This is a genomic window from Pseudomonas sp. CFII68, assembly GCF_000416195.1.
GTDB lineage: Bacteria > Pseudomonadota > Gammaproteobacteria > Pseudomonadales > Pseudomonadaceae > Aquipseudomonas > Aquipseudomonas kilonensis.
On sequence record NZ_ATLN01000056.1, the window covers coordinates 17,789 to 34,744 of the forward strand.

The 16,956-nt window shown below is 61.1% G+C and carries 14 protein-coding genes and 1 pseudogene; 6 read left to right on the forward strand and 9 right to left on the reverse strand.

The genetic code is table 11. The features are described 5' to 3' along the window. Positions 1–120: 120 nt before the first annotated feature. Positions 121–573 (reverse strand): Lrp/AsnC family transcriptional regulator, encoded by a 453-nt coding sequence (locus tag CFII68_RS17505; protein WP_018604950.1) that lies wholly within the window; start codon positions 571–573, stop codon positions 121–123. A 161-nt stretch (positions 574–734) separates the two neighbouring features. Here CFII68_RS17505 and yedA point away from each other — a divergent pair, with 161 nt between their 5' ends. Together yedA and CFII68_RS17495 are read left to right on the forward strand one after the other, a co-directional pair. Continuing rightward, on the forward strand, positions 735–1,637 hold the full coding sequence (gene yedA / locus CFII68_RS17500) for a drug/metabolite exporter YedA (RefSeq protein ID WP_018604952.1): 903 nt from the start codon (positions 735–737) through the stop codon (positions 1,635–1,637). A 58-nt stretch (positions 1,638–1,695) separates the two neighbouring features. Continuing rightward, the gene (locus tag CFII68_RS17495) at positions 1,696–3,033 is read left to right on the forward strand and encodes a DEAD/DEAH box helicase (RefSeq protein ID WP_018604954.1); all 1,338 of its coding nucleotides are present in this window, start codon (positions 1,696–1,698) and stop codon (positions 3,031–3,033) included. 121 nt (positions 3,034–3,154) lie between these two features. On the opposite strand, the gene CFII68_RS17490 is transcribed toward CFII68_RS17495, so the two are convergent. The 8 genes from CFII68_RS17490 to CFII68_RS17455 form a co-directional block, all read right to left on the reverse strand. Continuing rightward, positions 3,155–4,390, reverse strand: a complete 1,236-nt coding sequence (locus CFII68_RS17490) for a TIGR03862 family flavoprotein (RefSeq protein ID WP_018604956.1) — start codon at positions 4,388–4,390, stop codon at positions 3,155–3,157. Positions 4,391–4,466: 76 nt separating this feature from the next. Next, positions 4,467–6,350, reverse strand: a complete 1,884-nt coding sequence (locus tag CFII68_RS17485) for a methyl-accepting chemotaxis protein (protein ID WP_018604962.1) — start codon at positions 6,348–6,350, stop codon at positions 4,467–4,469. A 56-nt stretch (positions 6,351–6,406) separates the two neighbouring features. Then, positions 6,407–7,648, reverse strand: a complete 1,242-nt coding sequence (locus tag CFII68_RS17480; protein WP_018604964.1) for an OprD family porin — start codon at positions 7,646–7,648, stop codon at positions 6,407–6,409. A gap of 152 nt (positions 7,649–7,800) precedes the next feature. Then, a complete protein-coding gene (locus tag CFII68_RS17475; RefSeq protein WP_018604966.1) occupies positions 7,801–9,540 on the reverse strand; it encodes a biotin carboxylase N-terminal domain-containing protein in 1,740 nt (579 codons plus the stop codon). Beyond that, positions 9,537–11,153, reverse strand: coding sequence for a 5-oxoprolinase/urea amidolyase family protein (locus CFII68_RS17470; protein ID WP_018604968.1), 1,617 nt, complete (start codon positions 11,151–11,153; stop codon positions 9,537–9,539). Before CFII68_RS17470 ends, CFII68_RS17475 begins: the two co-directional genes overlap by 4 nt. Positions 11,154–11,162: 9 nt before the next feature. After that, a complete protein-coding gene (locus tag CFII68_RS17465) occupies positions 11,163–11,969 on the reverse strand; it encodes a putative hydro-lyase (protein ID WP_018604970.1) in 807 nt (268 codons plus the stop codon). Further along, positions 11,966–12,736 carry a LamB/YcsF family protein gene (locus tag CFII68_RS17460; RefSeq protein WP_014340334.1) on the reverse strand — a complete coding sequence of 257 codons (771 nt, stop codon included), beginning with the start codon at positions 12,734–12,736 and terminating at the stop codon, positions 11,966–11,968. The genes CFII68_RS17465 and CFII68_RS17460 overlap by 4 nt, the downstream gene beginning before the upstream one ends. A 28-nt stretch (positions 12,737–12,764) precedes the next feature. Then, complete coding sequence (locus tag CFII68_RS17455; protein ID WP_033062573.1) at positions 12,765–13,997, reverse strand: NRAMP family divalent metal transporter; 1,233 nt, start codon at positions 13,995–13,997, stop codon at positions 12,765–12,767. Between the two features lie 271 nt (positions 13,998–14,268). On the opposite strand from CFII68_RS17455, the gene CFII68_RS17450 reads away from it, so the two are divergent. The 4 genes and pseudogenes from CFII68_RS17450 to CFII68_RS17435 all read left to right on the forward strand — a co-directional run. After that, positions 14,269–14,934, forward strand: coding sequence for a GntR family transcriptional regulator (locus CFII68_RS17450; RefSeq protein WP_074849481.1), 666 nt, complete (start codon positions 14,269–14,271; stop codon positions 14,932–14,934). A 270-nt stretch (positions 14,935–15,204) separates the two neighbouring features. Continuing rightward, positions 15,205–15,774, forward strand: coding sequence for a GNAT family N-acetyltransferase (locus CFII68_RS17445; RefSeq protein ID WP_018604974.1), 570 nt, complete (start codon positions 15,205–15,207; stop codon positions 15,772–15,774). 92 nt (positions 15,775–15,866) lie between these two features. Further along, entirely contained in the window at positions 15,867–16,736 is an 870-nt protein-coding gene (gene tesB, locus CFII68_RS17440; RefSeq protein ID WP_018604976.1) for an acyl-CoA thioesterase II, read from the forward strand. Further along, positions 16,733–16,956, forward strand: a pseudogene (locus CFII68_RS17435) (HAD family hydrolase); the annotation flags it as partial. The gene tesB and the pseudogene CFII68_RS17435, both read left to right, overlap by 4 nt.

The following is a 16,956-nucleotide window of genomic DNA, read 5'->3' on the forward strand; positions in this document are numbered from 1 at the left end:
CAGAACCCTTGTGGGAGCGGGCTTGCTCGCGAATGCGGTGTGTCATTAGGTAAATGTGCGACTGACACCCCGCATTCGCGAGCAAGCCCGCTCCCACACAGGTCGTTCAGTGTTTGATCCTTATTTACCGTTGCCTTCCAACTGCCCCAACGGCACGCGCTTTTCAATGGCGCTGGACAGCACGATCGAGGTCTTGCTGAAGCCGAACTTGGCGATGCGGTTGATCAATTCTTCCAGCTCGGGCATCGAACCCACTGCCGCTTGCATGATCACGCACGGGTCGCCGGTGACCCGGTGGCACTCGGTCAGTTGTGGGATCTTGCACAGTTCGTCGTAGGTCTTCTGGTTGCCGTGCTGGTTCATTCGCAGTTCGATGACGCACTGCACCGGCAGACCGATCTTTGCCATGTCGACTTTGGCTTGATAACCGGTGATGACACCGCTGGTTTCCAGTTTGCTGACTCGCTCGGCCACGGCGGGGGCTGACAGGTTCACTTTGCGGGCCAGTTCAGCGTAGGACGCACGACCGTTGTCCAACAAAGCGCTGAGCAGCATGCGGTCGTATTTATCCACGGTTTGGCTTCCTGTTGGCGTGACTTTCGAAAACGCGATTTATAGCGCTGATCTCCGTGTTTTGAAAAGTGTATGGCTTTGATAAACAGGTTTTGTAACTTATTTTCCGTCTATCGCCTTTCTAGAATAAAGCCTCTCATTGTCCTGACTTCGAGTTGAACATGCCTGGCCTACGCCGTTTCCCCCTGCCATTGATCGCTGCTTTTTTTGCCTTGTACGTCATCTGGGGTTCGACCTACCTGGTGATTCGTATCGGTGTGGAGCATTGGCCGCCGCTGTTGTTGGCCGGGATTCGTTTTGTGCTGGCCGGTTCGTTGATGTACGGCTTCCTGCGCTGGCGTGGGGCCCCGGCCCCGACGTGGGCGCAATGGAAGGCCGGGGCCATCATTGGCGTGCTGTTGCTCAGTTTTGGTAACGGCGCGGTCAGTGTGGCCGAGCACACGGGCGTGGCGTCCGGGGTGGCGGCCCTGGCCGTGGCGACAGTGCCTTTGTTTACCTTGCTCTGTGGATATTTCTGGGGCGCGCGTAATACCCGTCTGGAATGGGCGGGGATTGTGCTGGGGTTGATCGGCATCGCCATGCTCAACCTCGGTTCCAACCTGCAGTCCAGCCCGTTGGGGGCGACCTTGCTGGTATTCGCGGCGGCGTCCTGGGCCTTCGGTTCGGTGCTGAGCAAACATGTGCAGTTGCCAACCGGGGCGATGGCCAGTGCCGTGGAAATGCTGGTGGGCGGTGTGGTGCTGTTGATCGGCAGCGTGGCCAGCGGCGAGCACCTGGACAGCATGCCGCCGCTGGAAGGTTGGCTTGCCTTGGCTTACCTGACCTGCTTCGGTTCGATCGTTGCCTTCAATGCCTACATGTACCTGCTCAAGCATGTGCGCCCGGCGGCGGCCACCAGTTATGCCTACGTCAACCCAGCCGTGGCAGTGTTGCTGGGGATCGTGTTCGCGGGTGAAACCATTGGCGCTGAAGAAAGTGTGGCGATGCTGGTGATCATCAGCGCCGTGGTGTTGATCGGATTGCCGCAGTGGCGCAAACCCAAGCCTGCGCCGGCCGCCGCCTGATTTAGGGTAAACTGCCGCGCATTGCACACCTTGCGCTGATTTTTCCTACGGTACTTCCATGACTTTCGCCACCCTTGGCCTGATCGAACCCTTGCTGCGCGCCCTCGAGACGCTCGGCTACCAGACCCCGACCCCGGTTCAGGCTCAAGCCATGCCGGCGGTGCTCGCCGGTCGCGACCTGATGGCCGCCGCCCAGACCGGTACCGGCAAGACCGCCGGTTTCGCGGTGCCGCTGTTGCAGTTGCTGACCACTGAAGGGCCGAAGGTCGCGGCCAACTCGGTGCGGGCGCTGATCCTGGTGCCGACCCGTGAGCTGGCTGAGCAGGTCCATGAAAGCGTGCGCCAGTACGCGCAAAACCTGCCGCTGAGCACCTACGCCGTGTACGGCGGCGTCAGCATCAACCCGCAGATGATGAAATTGCGCAAAGGCGTCGACCTGTTGGTCGCCACGCCGGGGCGTCTGCTCGATTTGTTCCGCCAGAACGCGCTGAAGTTCAACCAGTTGCAGACCCTGGTGCTGGACGAAGCCGATCGCATGCTCGACCTGGGCTTCTCCGAGGAGCTGGCGAACATCTACAAGGCCCTGCCGAAGAAGCGCCAGACCCTGCTGTTCTCGGCGACCTTCTCCGACGCGATCCGCCTGCTGGCCGGGCAGATGCTCAACGATCCGCTGAGCATTGAAGTGAGCCCGCGCAACGTCGCCGCCAACACCGTCAAGCAATGGGTGGTGACGGTGGACAAGAAGCGCAAGCCGGAATTGTTTGTGCACCTGATGCGCAAGAACAAGTGGAAGCAGGTGCTGGTCTTTGCCAAGACCCGCAACGGCGTCGATGCGCTGGTGGAAAAACTCCAGGGCCTGGGCATCAACGCCGACGGCATCCACGGTGACAAGCCCCAGGCCACCCGCCAGCGCGCGCTGGACCGCTTCAAGGCCAGCGAAGTGCAGATCCTGGTGGCGACCGACGTCGCCGCCCGTGGCTTGGATATCGAGGACTTGCCGTTGGTGGTGAACTTCGACCTGCCGATCGTCGCCGAGGACTACATCCACCGCATCGGCCGTACCGGTCGGGCGGGTTCGACCGGGGAAGCGATTTCCCTGGTCTGCGCCGACGAAGTGAACCTGCTGTCGGCCATCGAGATGCTGACGCGCCAGACACTGACTCGCCAGATGGAACAGGACTTCGAGCCTGAGCATCGGGTACCGGACACCGATGCCAGCGGCCAGGTGATCAAGAAACCGAAAAAACCGAAGAAACCGAAAACCTCCGGTGGTGGCGGCAAGCGCAACCTGGGCAAGTGGGTGGACAGCGGCGATGCCTCGCCTGTGGAACCTTCGGTCAAGCCTGTGCGCAAAGTGCCGGTGTTCAACACTGGGCCGCGTAAGAAAAAAACCTGATATTAGGGCATTAATGATCGTTCCCACGCTCTGCGTGGGAATGCCGCCCGGGACGCTCTGCGTCCCAAAAGCCGAACGCGGAGCGTCCGCAGAGGCGTTCCCACGCAGAGCATAGGAACGATCACTGCTTCAAGAATTCCAGAATTCCCAACCCCGCCGCGCGACCGCTGGCAAAGCACGCCGTGAGCAGGTAGCCGCCGGTCGGTGCTTCCCAATCGAGCATTTCCCCGGCGCAGAACACGCCGGGCAATTGCTTGAGCATCAGGCGTTCATCCAGGGCCTCGAAGGTCACGCCACCAGCGCTGCTGATAGCTTCGTCCAAAGGGCGGGTCTTCACCAGGGTGACTGGCAGGGCCTTGATCGCCTGGGCCAGCCGCGCCGGGTCAGTGAAACATTCGGCCGGCGTGAGCTCGCGCAACAGCGCCGCCTTGGCGCCGTCGATCCCCAGCTGGCTGTGCAAGTGCTTGGCCATCGAGCGAGAGCCGCGTGGCTTGCTCAGGGCTTGCTGGATCTTATCCACAGGCCGGCCCGGCAGCAGGTCCAGATGGATCGTCGCGCTGCCGTGTTGGTTGATGGCTTCGCGAACCGGCGCCGACAGGGCGTAGACCAGGCTGCCTTCGAGGCCCGTGGCGGTGATCACGCATTCGCCGAGGCGCGGTACATCGTCGTTCAAGCCCATGGCGATATTTTTCAGCGGGGCGCCAGCGAATTTGCTGATCATCAGGTCGCTCCAGGCCTCTACCTCGAACCCGCAGTTGCTCGGTTGCAATGGCGCCAGGGGCACGCCGCGTTGTTCCAGCGCCAGCATCCAGGCGCCGTCGGAGCCCAGGCGCGACCAACTGCCGCCGCCCAGCGCCAGCAGGGTCGCGTCGGGGCGTAGCGTTTTCTCACCTTCCGGACTCGCAATGCGCACGCTGCCATCAGGGTTCCAACCGAGCCAGCGGTGGCGCGTGTGGATCGCCACGCCGGCATCGCGCAGGCGCTTGAGCCAGGCGCGCAGCAGCGGGGCGGCTTTCATGTCGGTAGGAAATATCCGCCCGGAACTGCCGACAAAGGTGTCGATACCCAGGCCATGAATCCATTCGCACAGTTCGTTTGCGCCAAATGCCCGCAGCAGCGGGGCGATATTCGCCGCGCGTTCGGCATAGCGGGACAGGAAGGCCGGGAAGGCTTCGGAGTGGGTGATGTTCATGCCGCCCACGCCGGCCAGCAGGAATTTGCGGCCCACCGATGGCATGCCGTCGTACAGGTCGACCTGAAGGCCCGCCTGGCTCAACACCTCGGCCGCCATCAGGCCGGCGGGGCCGCCGCCGATGATGGCGACGTTTGGAGTGGAAGGCTTGGAAGCTTGAGTCATGGCGAGCGATGTCTGGCGGATCAGGGCGGGCATTCTATCAGCTCGGTCCACTGGCCGAGGGGCATGGCGTGTGTGTCTACAACTTGAAAGTGTCGACCACACTCCTGAGGCGTCCGACTTCAAAATCCAGTTCCCCACACGCCTTGAGGGTCGAGCACAAGTTGTCGGTGGCATGGCGATTCAACTGACTGATCTCATGAACATCCCGAGTAAGCTGGTCAACAGCACTGGTTTGCTCCTCGGTTGCCGCGGCGACCGTCAGGCACATCTCATCGATCTCGATGATGCGTGACACCACGGTCAGCAGGCTGTCCCCGGCCTCGGTCGCCACCCGTACACTTTGGCTGCCGATTTCATGGCTGCGCAGCATGGTCTTGGCCGCCTGGGTAGCCCCCTCCTGCAGCGCCTCGATCACCGCGCGGATTTCTTCGGTCGCTGTCTGGGTGTGGTGGGCAAGGCTTCTGACTTCGTCCGCCACCACGGCAAACCCGCGCCCGGCCGCTCCGGCCCGGGCTGCCTCGATGGCCGCGTTCAAGGCCAGCAGGTTGGTTTTTCCGGAGATCGTCGAGATGACCTCCAGCACCTTGCCGATATTGGCGCTTTTGGCGTTGAGTTCTTCGATCTGTGCGCGGGTTTCTTCGATGTTTGCTTGCAGGCAACTCATGGCATTGACCGTGTTCTCGACGAGCCTGCAGCTCGAATCGATCTGCGCCCTGGCGCTCGAGGCGCCTCTGGACGCCGCCGAGGCACTCGAGGCGATTTCTTGCGCCGACGCCCCAAGCTCCTCAATGGCCGCCGCCACGTTGCTGGTAAAGCCGGATTGGTGTTCCGACTTCCCAACCGAGGAGTTGGAGGCCGTCAGGACCTTGCGGGTGGCCTCTTTCAGGGAGTTCGTCGTCGATGAGACTTCGGTGATGGAGGCATGGATCCGGTCGCCGAAGCGATTGAAACTCACGGCCAATTGGCCGAATTCATCCTTGGACAGGATCGACAAGCGTCGGGTCAGGTCACCGTCGCCCTGGGCGATATCTTCCATCGCGTGACTGATAAGGCGCAGGGGTTTCATCAACACGCGAATAAGCAGTCCGAGCAGCAGCAGGGTGGCCATGCCGGCAACGATTGTCGTGATGATCGCCGAACTGCGGAACGCAGCAAGACTGGCCATGGCTGCCTGTTTGTCCAGGACGATGCCGATGTACCAGTCTTTCATCGGCAAACCCTTGATCGCAGAGAACAGGGTGAATTTCACGCCATCGACCGTAGTGGCTTCCACCAATCGATCATTGAGCGTCGGGGTGTTGCCCGGAAACAGATCGGACAGTGTCTTGCCGATCAGCGCCTTGTCGGGGTGAACCAGTATTTTACCTTCCTTGCTCACCACAAAGGCGTATCCGTTGCCCTCGAAGGCTTGCGCGTTGAGCGTCTGGGAAATCGTCTCGATGTTCAGACTGGCGCCCAGGACGCCGAGCGTTTGCTGCCCGGCGTGGATGGCGACCGCCTGGGTGATAATCGGGTAGTCGATCCCGGCCCCTACGTAGGGTTCGGTCATCGCCACGCCATGGTCTGCGGCGTCTATGTACCATTGCCGTTGCCTGCTGTCGTAATCGGCTGGCATCTGCCGCGGGGGATGGATCTGGAACCCACCGTCACGGGTACCCGCATAACCTGCGATAAATTGGCTCATGAGCACTTGGCTTTGCAATTTGTCGAGTATGTTTTGCGGCGAGGGATCGTCGCCGATGAGTTCGGCAAATCCCCTTAGCAGAATCATTCGTCCGTCCAGCCAGCTCTGGATATCATGTGCCATCGCTGCCGAGAGGGCGCGGGTGTGTTCCTCGATTTTTTTTACGTTGTCGTCACGCAACCGAACATCATTCAATACGGTGAATGTGCAAAACACCGTCATGATAAGCAACGAAGCAATCAGTAGTATCTTCTGGTTAAACCTGAGACTTTTCATTGCACTTTCTCTGAATAAGGATCGGTTGCGCAGGGACAAAGGTCGCCGTCAGCGGATTACCAAAGTGCTAATGTGTAACTCACGATCAGACGGGTTTCGTCCAGGTCATTGCCGAAGTTCGAACGAACCGTAGCGTTTCTGAGTTTGACCCCGAGGTTTTTTAACGAACCGCTTTGGATCACGTAACCGATATCCGTATCGCGCTCCCACTCTTTGCCCGTGTTACTGCCCCCGACCAACGCGTTGTCACCCTGGACGTAGCGACTCATGAACGTCAGCCCGGGAATGCCCATTGCCGCGAAGTTGTAGTCATAACGCAGCTGCCAGGAGCGTTCCTGAGTGTTGGCAAAGTCATTGATCTGGACAAAGTTGACCAGGTACGGGTCGCTATTGGCAATGTACGGGAAGGGGTCGTCACCGCTCATGTGTTGATAGGCGGCCGTGAACACGTTGGCGCCCAGGGTGTAGGCAACCAGTCCGTTCGCTGCCCGGTTATCGAGCGGGCGGAAGTTACCGTCATCGGTACTTTTCGAATAACGTAGATCGAACTTCAGCGACTGCTGCGCGGCAAGGGGAATTTCATAGACGACGCCGCCAAAGAACTGCCGGTAGACATTTTCCAGATTGCCGTAGAACAGACTTGTGCTAAGGGCTTTGTTGAAACTGTAGGTACCACCGGCAAAGCGGAAGTCATCACTGACACCGCCGATGCGGTTCCCCGTGAAGTCCTGATAGTCCGAGGAACTGTTGAACTTGATTTGCGCCAGCTTGCCCCCTTGCAGGACCAACTGATCAATGTCTTTGGAGGTCAGTAGCGCGCCTTCGAACGTGGAGGGCAGCAGGCGTGTGTCATTGCTCGATACCACGGGTGTACGGAAGGCGAGTGAGCCAGCCTTTAGAACCGTTTCCGACACCTTCGCCTTGGCCGTCAGCTCAAGTTTGGAATATTCGTCCTGTGAGCCGCGGCTGTTTTTCGAACTGAGATCAGCCGGCAACAGGCCGGTGCCACCGGAACCATCACCGCCGTCAAGCTTGAGGCCGAGCATGCCAACGGCGTCGATGCCCAGGCCCACGGTGCCGGCGGTATAACCTGACTCGAACCGCAACATGGCGCCCTGGGCCCATTCTTTTGCCGCGTCCCGCTGGGCCGTCGGAGGGCCGTTGCGAAAGTCACGATTGAAGTAGAAGTTACGCAGTTCAATACTGGCCTTACTGTCGGCAATAAAATCTGCAGATGCCGTGAATGGGAAAATCAACGCGCAAGTACCCGCAATAGCGAACGCCTTATTGATTGACATGCTCTTTATGCTCCAGATAACGGCAGATTTATTTGTTGGGTTTTATCGTTATTTTGATTGCAAAGTTACATCTACAGTTTTCTGCGGGCAGCACGCGGCAACCGGGGTATTACCCCGTTGCGCGTACTGACTGCGAAAAGAAAAGTTTTAAATCAGTGAGCTGTTTGGATGCGGCCAATGACGGAGCCGGCTTCAAAGTAGTCGCCTGCCTGTTTGGCGATCTGCACCTGGCCTTCACACGGTGCGAGGACCGAGGTTTCCATTTTCATGGCTTCTACCACCGCGATCACTTGCCCGGCGCTCACCGACTCGCCGTCTTTGACGACCCAGGTATGCAGATTACCCGCCACGGGCGTCAGTACCGCCTGCGGATCAGTGGCCTCGGATGGGGCCGCGCTTTCGCTGGCGCTACCCGCAGCGTTCAAGCTGACGCCTCGCAGCAGCGCAGCCGGAAGGCCCAGTTCATGGCGCTTGCCGTCGATCTCGACAAACGTGCGCAGGATGCCAGGGTCGGCGGATACGGCGGTACGTGGGGCGAGCGTGATCTGTTCGGCGAAATCGGTCTCGATCCAGCGCGTGTGCACGGCGAATTTATCGGCACCGGTGAAGTCGTCATGGTCCATCACGGCCCGGTGGAACGGCAGCACCGAGGCAATGCCTTCAATGTTGAATTCAGCCAAGGCGCGCCGGGCGCGGACGATGGCCTGTTCGCGGGTGGCACCGGTGACGATCAGTTTGGCCATCATCGAGTCGAAGGTGCTGGGCACTCGCGAGCCGCTTATCACGCCGCTGTCCAGGCGAACGCCCGGGCCAGATGGCGGCAGGAAATCGGTGATCTGACCGGGGGTGGGCAGGAAGCCCTTGCCTGGGTCTTCCGCGTTAATGCGAAATTCGAAGCTGTGGCCACGCGGGGGCGGCGTCTCACTGAAGGACAATGGCAAACCGTCGGCGATCCGCAGTTGTTCGATCACCAGATCCACCCCAGTGGTCTCTTCGGTCACCGGGTGCTCGACCTGCAAGCGGGTATTGACCTCGAGGAACGACAGGGTGCCATCCTGGCTGAGCAGGAACTCCACCGTGCCGGCACCGACGTAGCCGGCTTTGGCGCAGATATCCTGAGCGGATTGATGAATCCGCTGGCGCTGTTCGTCGCTGATAAAGGGCGCTGGCGCTTCCTCCACCAGCTTCTGATTGCGCCGCTGCAAGGAGCAGTCACGCGTGCCGACGACGACGACCTTGCCGTGTTTGTCGGCGAGGATCTGCGCTTCGATGTGCCGAGGACGGTCGAGGAACTGTTCGACGTAGCATTCGCCACGACCAAAGGCCGCTTGCGCTTCGCGCACGGCGGAGGCGAACAATTCAGCCACTTCATCCATGCGCCAGGCGACTTTCATGCCGCGTCCACCGCCGCCAAAGGCAGCCTTGATGGCAATTGGCAGGCCGTGCTGTTCGGCAAAGGCCAATACTTCGGCGGCGCTTTCGACCGGGCCAGGCGTACCGGCTACCAGAGGCGCCCCGACCAGTTGGGCAATTTTTCGCGCCTCGACTTTGTCGCCGAGCACGTCGATGGTCTGCGGGTTGGGACCGATCCAGATCAACCCTGCGTCGATCACCGCCCGGGCGAAGTCGGCCCGTTCAGACAGAAAACCATAGCCGGGGTGCACGGCATCGGCGCCGCTGCGTTTGGCGACGGCGATCAGTTTGCCGATATCCAGGTAGGTCTCGGCCGGGCGCTGGCCATTGAGTGAGTAGGCTTCGTCGGCCTGGCGCACGTGCAGGGCGTCGATGTCCGCGTCGGCATAGACCGCAACAGACTGCACGCCGTAGTCGCGGCAGGCGCGGGCGATGCGGACGGCAATTTCACCACGGTTGGCAATCAGTAATTTTTTCATGGAAGTTTTTTCACATCGGCAGTTGAAGAGGCTTGCGTAACGGGTTGAATCTCTTTGAAGCCGTCCACAGGGTTGAAGCGAATCTGCGCATTGATAGGGATCTGGCCAGCCAGGTCGAGATGGTAGTGGGCAACTGCGCCGATCACCGGATAGCCACCGGTCAACGGGTGATCGGCGAGAAACAGAACCGGTTGGCCGCTGGCCGGAACCTGAATGGCGCCGACGCAGGTGCCTTCGCTGGGCAACTCATGGTGGTTGCTGCGCGCAAGCGGCATTTCACCGGCCAGACGAATACCGACGCGGTTGGACTGTGGGGTGACGCGCCAGAGCTGGCTGCTCAGACGCTGGATAGCGTCTTCGGTAAACCAGTCGGTACGCGGTCCCATGACCACGTCAAGGGTGATGATGTTGGCAGTAGTAGGCAATTCAAAGGCCGGGGCTTCGTTCAGCGATACGCTGGTTCCCGTGGTCAGTGTCGTAAAACCCAATAGGTCGCCGACGGCGAGCGCCGGGGGGCCGACCTGGGCCAGGGTGTCTGTGGACAGGCTGCCTAGCACCGGAGCGATGTCAAAGCCGCCGCGAATCGCCAGGTAGCTGCGCAGCCCCGCGAGGGGGGAACCCAGGCTGACGCGGTCACCCACGTCCAGCTCGATGGGCTGGTAGTGACTTGCCTGCCATTGCAGACCACTGGCGTTGGTGATTGTGACCGGGGTTTTCGCACCGGTGACAGCGATCACGGCACGGCCATGGCAAACGAAGCTCAGGCCGCCGAGTACCGATTCCACACAGGCCATGTCCGAGCGATTGCCGACCGCGCGGTTGGCTGCCCGCAGCGCGCCCTGGTCCAGCGCGCCGGAACAGGATACGCCTTGGCCGGTCTGGCCGGGACGGCCCATATCCTGCAGTACGCTGTGCAAACCGGGGGTGATGATTTCCAGATAGGTGCCGCTGGGCGCGGTGGCGCTTGCCGGTACCGTGGGGGCGGGCAGGCCACCCGCCGGGAGCGGGCCGGCATCGGTGAACCGTACTTTATAGCCTGGACGCAGCAAGGCCGATTCAGCGCGGTTCAGGTCCCACATCTGCAAAGGCGTGACGCCGATGATCTGCCACCCACCGGGGCTGGCTTGTGGATAAACACCGCTGAATTCCCCCGCCAGGGCAACCGCACCTGCGGGTATGCGGGTGCGTGGAGTTTGTCGGCGAGGCACCTGGAAACCGGCACCGCCAGTGAGGTAGGCGAAGCCCGGCGCGAATCCGCAGAAGGCCACGCTGTAGTCATGGGCGGTGTGGCGTTGGACCACTTCGGCACGGCTGATCCCTAGCAGCGTGGCGACCTCGTCAAGGTCTTCACCATTGTAATGGACGGGAATTTCCACCCGGCGATGCTCGATCTCGCGGCGCTGGCTCAGGTCCTGGCCAGCGATACGATTGACGAGCGCCTGCTGGGCAATGGCGCTGGGGCGAAATTGGATCAGCAGCGTTCGTGCGGCAGGAATGATCTCCTCCACGCCAGCAATAGGTTCGGCCATCAGGGCGTCGAACAACGCCAGGGTCTCGTCCAGGTCTTTCAATTCGACGAGCAGGGCGTCCAGGTTGACGGGTAGAAAACGCACAGGAAACTCCTAGACGTGATAGGTGCTGTCAGGCACATCGGTGATGAACATATGGCCGGGCGCATGGGTAATGGCAAAGGGCACGCCCGAGGCCACGACCGCGGCCTGGGGCGTTACACCGCAGGCCCAGAACACCGGGATCTCACCGGGTTCGATGCGTACGGCGTCGCCGAAGTCGGGTCGACTCAGGTCCTGGATCCCGAGCAGCGCCGGTTCGCCGATGTGCACCGGGGCGCCATGGACTGAGGGATAGCGCCCGGAGATACCGCTCGCCTCGGCCACGCGATCGGCTGGAATCGGTCGCATCGATACCACCATTTCACCCTGTAGACGTCCCGCCGGACGGCAGGCACGGTTGGTCCGGTACATCGGTACGTTGCAACCATCAGTGATATGCCGCACTTCGATGCCGGCCTCTTGCAGGGCCGTTTCAAAGGTAAAGCTGCAGCCGATCAAGAAGGCCACCATGTCGTCGTGTTCGGCCCAGGCCTGAGTGGCGTCGCTGACTTCCTCCACCAGTTTCCCATCACGCCAGATGCGGTACAGGGGGATATCGGTGCGCAGGTCGGCCCCTTCAGCCAGCAGCGTACCTGGGCTGCCGGCGTCGCTGACGTCAAGGATCGGGCAGGCTTTAGGATTGCGCTGGGCATACAGTAGAAAATCGTATGCCCAGGCGCGCGGCAAGGCGATCAGGTTGGCCTGGGTCATGCCCGGCGCGATACCCGCCGTGGGGGTGACCAGGCCGCCACGGTAGGCGGTGCGTGCTTGGCGGGCAGCGGCGATGGCCGCCTGGCGGGCGAGATCAAGAGCGTTCATGGGCGTCCTCCGGCAAAGGGCAGCAAGGACATGTTGGCCTGTTCCAGTACGCGGCGCAGCTCGCGGGCCATTTCCACCGCTGCCGGGCTGTCGCCATGGACACAGATCGAGTCGGCCTGGATTCTGGTCAGGCTGCCATCGATCGCTTCGATGGCACCGTCTTCAACGAGGCGCAGCATACGTTGGGCGACGAGCTTGGGATCGTGCAGCACGGCGCCTGGTTCGCGGCGAGAGACGAGGGTGCCCTGTGGCGTATAGGCACGGTCAGCGAAGGCTTCGGCGATACACTGCAACCCCTCGTTGCGGGCCAGTTCAATCAGGCTTGAGCCTGCCAGGGCAACCAATATGAGGTTGGAGTCGATCGTGCGGATGGCTTCGATCACGGCCAGCGCCTGGCGGCGATCGTGAGCAATGGTATTGTACAAGGCGCCATGGGGCTTCACATAGCGCACGCAGGTGCCGGCGGCCTTGGCCAGGCCTTGCAGCGCGCCGATCTGGTAGATCACGTCGGCAGTCAGCTCATCGCTGGCCACGTCCATGTTTCGTCGGCCAAAGCCCACTTTGTCCGGGTAAGCGACATGGGCACCAATGGTGACATTTTTTGCCGCCGCCGCTTTCAGTGTTCGCAGGATGCCGGCAGGGTCTCCGGCGTGAAAACCGCAGGCGACATTGGCGCTGGTCACGACATCGAGCATCGCGGCATCGTCGCCCATGTGCCAGGCGCCAAAGCTTTCACCCAGGTCGCTGTTGATATCTATCGTTGGCATTCACGTGGCTCCTTGTTCGTTATCGGGCTCAGGCGACGTTGAGGAAGGCGAAGATCGGCCCAATGGATTTGATTGCCATGTACCAGGTCAGCAGGCAGGTCAGGACGCCCAGTACCAGCAGCCAGCGTGGGTAATGGTAACCGCCCATGAGGTCGGACCGGCGCCAGCCGACGTAGATAAAGATGCTCAAGCCGATTGGCAGTATCAGGCCGTTGAAACCGCCCGCGAAGAGCAGCAGTGCGGCAGGAGCAGTCCCCATCAGGACAAAGATCAGCAGCGATAGGGTGATGAATACGGTGGTGGCGCGGTTGCGACCCTGCTCAGTGATGTCCGGCTTGAACACGGTGATAAAGGAAATGGAGGTGTAAGCGGCGCCGATCACGCTGGTGATACTGGCGGCCCAGAGGATGAGACCGAAGACGCGCAGGCCGAACTGCCCGGCTGCCGCCTGGAAGGCTTGTGCGGCCGGATTGGCGCCCTGGCCCGAGGTGTCGATGACTACGCCGCTGGCAACAACGCCGAGGATGGCGAGAAACAGGATGTAGCGCATGAGGCCGGTGACCATGATGCCGCCCAGGGCTGCCTTGGTCACTGCCTGGAGATTTTCTACCCCGGTAGTACCGCGGTCCAGCAGTTTGTGGGCCCCCGCATAGGTGATGTAACCACCGACCGTGCCGCCGACGATGGTAGTAATGGTGGCGAAATTGATCTGGTCCGGAAGTACGGTCTGGTAGAGGGCTTCACCCAGTGGCGGGTTAGAGGCAAAGGCCACGAACAGCGTCAGGGCAATCATCACCAGGCCCAGCACGACGATCAGCCGGTCGACGGCCAATCCGGCGCGGTGGGAGAGGAAGATGCCGATGGCCAGCAGGGCGCTGAGACCGCCGCCCCATTTTGCATCAAGCCCCATCAGCGCGTTCAGGCCCAGCCCGGCACCGGCGATGTTGCCGACGTTGAACACCAGCCCGCCGAAGATCACCAGAACCGCCAGCAGGTAGCCACTGCCTGGAATCGCTTTGTTGGCCACGTCTGCGGCACGCATTCGAGTCAGGGTGACGATACGCCAGACGTTAAGTTGAACCACGAAGTCGATCAGAATCGAGGCCAGGATACCGAACGCAAATGCCGCACCCATCTTGGCCGTGAACGTGGCGGTCTGGGTGATGAAGCCAGGGCCGATGGCGGACGTCGCCATCATGAAAATTGCGGCGATCAGGGAAGCGCGTCGCGTCTTTGTAAAATCTTGAGCGGTCTGTGTCACGGCTGTCTGTGTCACGGCATCAATTCCTACGGTGGGAGATATTTTTTATTGAGCAACGAGCGTGCCAGGACTCAAACATCCGCCTAGAAGTGTTGATCTATAGCGTCTTGATTGTTCAACAATCAATTTGCTGTGAGGCTACAATTTGCACCAAATTGTAACCTTGTCACTCGTGGGTGTTACTTAATGATGCAGGCAACACCCTTGCTCCTTGCCATGGGCTGGGCTCTCATGGAACATCAAAGTGACTTCCTCATATTCTGGATTGCACATGAACGACGTTTCACCTTCCCTTCCTCGCTCGCTGGGAGAATCCATTACCCAGGAGATCCGCAGAATGCTGGTCGAAGGTGAGCTGGTTCCGGGCCAGCGGCTGTCCGAAGCGGCCCTGGCCGACAACCTGCAGATTTCACGCAACACCTTGAGGGAAGCGTTCAGGGTCCTGACGCGGGAGGGGTTGCTCAAGCATGAACCCAATCGCGGGGTGACCGTGGCGGAGCCGGATATGGCCTCGATCATTGACATCTATCGTGTGCGCCGTTTTATCGAATGCAAGGCCATCGCGCAGGGTTATCCGCTGCACCCGGGAACACTGCATATGCGCGAAGCCGTGGAAGCGGGCATGCGAGCGCGTGAGGCCAAGGATTGGATCGCAGTCGGCACCGCGAACATGATGTTCCACAAGGCGATCGTCGAACTCGCCGACAGCCCGCGCCTGGTGGTGTTCTACGGGCAGATATCGGCCGAGCTGCGGTTGGCCTTCGGCCTGCTCAATGATCCCGAATTCCTGCATATGCCCTATGTCGACATGAACGTTTCAATCCTGCGCTGTATCGAAGAAAGGCGACCCGAGGAAGCCACCCAGATGCTCGAAGCCTATCTGGTGCAATCGGAGCGCACTGTTCTGGCAGCCTACGAACGCTGCATGAACCGATAGCGCCAGGCGAGCGCTTCGCAAGCAAAGCCACACCTATCGTTTTTTCCGCTCAGGCCCTCACACCAACCTTATAGTTCCGGGTATCGATGGGTGATTTCCTGGGGCGGCCGCGTGGCACTGGGCAGGCCAAGTCGCCGTTGGTCTTCGCGAGCCAACCCAGCGCCCATGTAGCGTTCGATATGAGCGCGGTCGTGGGCCAGGTTTTCAGCGCTGATTGAGTGACGGATCTTGCCTGCGATGTAGACTCAGGGGGCATGGAGGAGAGTGAAGATGGAGCCGATACTGGAACTGGAAAGCGCGCGGCTGCTGTTACGGCAGTGGCGCGATGATGACTTGCCGGAATTTGCCGCCATGTGCGCCGACCCGCAGGTGATGCGTTATTTCCCGGCGCGCTTGAGCCGCCTGGAAAGCGCTGCCCTGATCGGTCGCGTGCGGGGACATTTCGCCGAGCATGGTTTTGGTTTGTGGGCCCTGGAACGCAAGGACACTGGCGCCTTCATTGGCTTCACTGGGCTGGGAGTGGTCGGGTTCGATGCGCCTTTCACACCGGCTATCGAGATCGGTTGGCGCCTGGCCCGGGAGCACTGGGGCCTGGGGTATGCCAGCGAAGCGGCGTGGACCGCCCTGCGTTGTGCCTTCGACCAGTTGACGCTGGACGAAGTGGTGGCGTTCACCGCCGTCGACAACCTGCCATCGCAAAAGGTCATGCAGGCCATTGGCATGCAGCACGACCCGGCTGACGACTTCGAACACCCGACACTCGCCGTCGGTCATCCGTTGCGTCACCATGTGCTCTATCGCATCAATCGTGAACAGTGGTTGCAGACCCTGCACGGTTAGCCGACACGGACGTTTACAATGCCCGCCAAAATGGCCCGGGCCACTATCGATCATAGACTGCGCGGTTTTTGCGCTGTGTGAGGAATGTCTGAATGAGCCACGTGTTGGAAGATCTGGTCGACCTGCTGACCCTGGAACCGATCGAAGAGAACCTGTTTCGCGGACGTAGCCAGGACCTGGGGTTTCGCCAGTTGTTCGGCGGCCAGGTACTGGGCCAGTCGTTGTCGGCGGCCAGCCAGACCGTGGAAGCGGCGCGCCATGTGCATTCGATGCACGGTTATTTCCTGCGTCCAGGCGACGCTGCGCTGCCGGTGGTCTACCAGGTGGACCGCGTGCGCGACGGTGGCAGCTTCAGCACCCGCCGGGTGACGGCGATCCAGAAGGGCAACCCGATTTTTACCTGCAGTGCCTCGTTCCAGTACGACGAAGAGGGCTTTGAGCACCAGAGCAGCATGCCGCAAGTCGTCGGGCCGGAGAACCTGCCGTCCGAGCTGGAACTGACCCAGCAGCGTGCGCACCTGCTGCCCGAGCACATGCGCGAAAAACTGCTGTGCCCCAAGCCGATCGAAGTACGCCCGGTCACCGAAAAAGACCCTTACAACCCGCAACCGGCCGACCCGGTCAAATACGTGTGGTTCCGCGCCGATGGCGCCCTGGCGGATTCGCCGGCCTTGCACAAATACCTGCTGGCCTACGCGTCGGACTTCGGCCTGCTGACCACTTCGCTGCTGCCCCACGGTAAATCGGTGTGGCACAAAGACATGCAGGTCGCCAGCCTCGACCACGCCTTGTGGTTCCATGCCGACCTGCGCGCCGATGACTGGTTGCTCTACGCCATGGACAGCCCGTGGGCCGGCAATTCCCGTGGGTTCTCTCGTGGCAGCGTGTTCAACCGCGCCGGGCAACTGGTGGCGTCTGTCACCCAGGAAGGTCTGATTCGCCATCGCAAGGACTGGGCATGAGCCTGGCCGAGGTTCGTCACTGGGTGTTCGACATGGATGGCACGCTGACGATCGCCGTGCATGACTTCGCGGCGATCCGCGTGGCCCTGGCGATTCCGGCCGAAGACGACATCCTGACCCACCTGGCCGCGTTGCCGGCGGAGGAGGCCGCGGCCAAGCATGCCTGGCTGCTGGAGCACGAGCGGGACCTGGCATTGGGCTCCAGGCCCGCGCCGGGGGC